2 protein-coding genes and 1 pseudogene are annotated in these 1,862 nt (G+C 42.4%); 2 read left to right on the forward strand and 1 reads right to left on the reverse strand.

Annotation, left to right across the window (positions count from 1 at the left end):
- Positions 1 to 78 precede the first annotated feature (78 nt).
- Together GNE10_RS34225 and GNE10_RS34230 are read left to right on the forward strand one after the other, a co-directional pair.
- Positions 79 to 324: pseudogene (locus GNE10_RS34225) on the forward strand (DUF4351 domain-containing protein); the annotation flags it as partial.
- A gap of 245 nt (positions 325 to 569) precedes the next feature.
- Positions 570 to 1,397: a DNA/RNA non-specific endonuclease gene (locus GNE10_RS34230; RefSeq protein WP_185570467.1), complete on the forward strand. Its 828-nt coding sequence runs from the start codon at positions 570 to 572 to the stop codon at positions 1,395 to 1,397.
- A 5-nt stretch (positions 1,398 to 1,402) separates the two neighbouring features.
- Here the strand turns inward: GNE10_RS34230 and GNE10_RS34235 are convergent, their stop codons facing one another.
- Positions 1,403 to 1,819, reverse strand: a complete 417-nt coding sequence (locus tag GNE10_RS34235; RefSeq protein ID WP_185570468.1) for a nuclease A inhibitor family protein — start codon at positions 1,817 to 1,819, stop codon at positions 1,403 to 1,405.
- Positions 1,820 to 1,862: the final 43 nt, after the last annotated feature.

The raw sequence follows: 1,862 nt of genomic DNA on the forward strand, positions 1-1,862 counted from the left end.
ATCCAAGTTGTCTAGGTTGGTTAACCTAGCTAACCTTAAGAGAGTATTTCTACTCATTTGGGTTAAACGAATCGCACTAGGGAGTTAGTTATGCGATTAGAACCACTTTATCAAAGAGACAGAGAACAAGCTATACAGTTCGGAAATAAGCAAGGAGAACAACGTCTAGTTCTACGCTTACTCAATCGCCGTATTGGGGAAATTGATGCATCATTAATCGAGCGAATTAAAGGATTATCGATTGAACAATTAGAGAATCTAGGAGAAGCATTACTAGACTTTTCTGGGATTGCTGATTTAGAAGCTTGGTTAAACCAACAATGAGTTAAAATCATCAGGAGATTAATTCATAACCCAGTCTGGTCTAATTTCTCCGACTTGTTCAAACAGAATTTGAAAATATTTAAAACTCTAATTATATGATTAGAGTTATTTAATTATGCGACTAGAACCACTTTATCTTAGTTAAGTGCTCTAGATCCTGCCCGGGCTTTCATCCCCAAGTTCCACTGCGTTACACTTGGGGTCTTCCCGCCAGGGATGATAAATCTTTAAAAGTCCAGAAATTTATGCCAAACCGTCGTTTTTGGGGTGTAGCGGCTTTGGTTGCGCTTGTGATTGGGTGTTCGCCAGCGCAATCCCAAGTGCCTCCTAACACCGAACTTTCCCCATCAATAAGTGTGCATTTACTCCTGGGAAATCCCAGCAGTGCAACGCCAACAAAGCTTACACCTGATAATTACCTGATGGTCAAAAATCAGTATGCACTCTCATACAACCAAAGCAAAGGGACTGCGAATTGGGCAAGCTGGCAGCTTAACTCCTCATGGTTAGGGGACGCAGAGCGCCAAGATAACTTCCGCCCGGACAACACGTTGCCTACGGGTTGGGTGCGAGTGACTCCTTCTATGTACTCTGGTTCAGGTTATGACCGAGGCCATATTGTACCTTCGGCAGACCGCACCAAGACAAAAGAGGATAATTCCTCAACTTTCCTAATGACCAACATGATGCCCCAAACACCAGACAATAATCGCAACACATGGGGAAATTTAGAAGATTATTGTCGAGAACTGGTAAGCCAGGGAAAAGAACTTTATGTTGTTGCAGGGCCTTTTGGTAGTCTTGGCGAACCCCTTAAAGGTAAGGTAACAGTTCCTCAATCGACTTGGAAGATTGTTGTCGTACTAGATACCCCAGGCTCTGGGATTAATGGTATTACCGCCAGCACTCGTGTCATCGCGGTGAACATACCAAATGAACAAGAAATCAACAATGACTGGAGAACTTATAAAGTCAGCGTTGACGAATTAGAGAAACTCACAGGCTATGATTTTCTCTCCTCAGTTTCCCCAAATATTCAGGAAGTTATTGAAAGCAAAGTAGATAGTCCTTAAGCAAGTCAAGTTTCTACAACTTTAGTAGAAATCCCCGCTAGATTTCCTGTCGGGGTTTGACCAACAATATAAACATCAACCTCTTTGTGTCCGAGGCGATACACCTGCAAATTGCTTAGGTTTTCTTTAAGTGTTTGCACAAGAGCTTGAAATTTGTTGACGCTTGCTTTCTCCTCTTCGCCGTGCCAATCTTCAGGAGTCGTAGCTACTTTGAAAAAGTCGTCAACCCCCACGATTTCAACGGGTGTATCTTGTGAATGATGTGTCTGTTGTACAACTTTTTCAGGTGTCGCAGGTGCAATACCTTCCCAAAGAAAAACATATAATGGATATTCCGACTCACTCATGAACAGTAAACCATCGGATGCACGTTTTAGCTGCTCAACAAGGGGTACAGCCGGGATACGTGCAAAATGGGACATGTTGTAAAGTTTTGTAAAGAAATCAGGTTGAAAGCATTGATTT

Source organism: Nostoc sp. 2RC (assembly GCF_014222165.1).
GTDB classification, from domain to species: domain Bacteria; phylum Cyanobacteriota; class Cyanobacteriia; order Cyanobacteriales; family Nostocaceae; genus Nostoc; species Nostoc linckia.